This window comes from Salmonella sp. NW884 (assembly GCF_051700745.1).
Lineage (GTDB): Bacteria > Pseudomonadota > Gammaproteobacteria > Enterobacterales > Enterobacteriaceae > Salmonella > Salmonella enterica.
Genome location: NZ_JAMMDE010000056.1, coordinates 1 through 296 on the forward strand (window position 1 = coordinate 1; position 296 = coordinate 296).

Here is a 296-nt window from a genome sequence, read left to right on the forward strand (position 1 = left end):
ACCTCGCAGATTGTCGGCACCCAGGCGGTGCTCAACGTCCTGACCGGCGAGCGCTACAAAACCATCGCCAAAGAAACGGCGGGCATTCTGAAAGGCGAATACGGCCACACGCCGGTGCCGGTGAACGCCGCGTTACAGGCCCGCGTGCTGGAAGGGGGCGCTCCGGTGACCTGCCGTCCGGCGGATTTACTCAAACCGGAACTGGCTGAACTGGAAGCCGACGTCAGGCGCCAGGCGCAGGAGAAGGGCATTCAGCTTGCGGGAAACGCCATCGACGACGTGCTCACCGTGGCGCT

1 pseudogene is annotated in these 296 nt (G+C 64.5%); it reads left to right on the forward strand.

Annotated features, from left to right (window positions below):
* Nucleotides 1-296, forward strand: a pseudogene (locus NA197_RS23495) (sodium-extruding oxaloacetate decarboxylase subunit alpha); the annotation flags it as partial.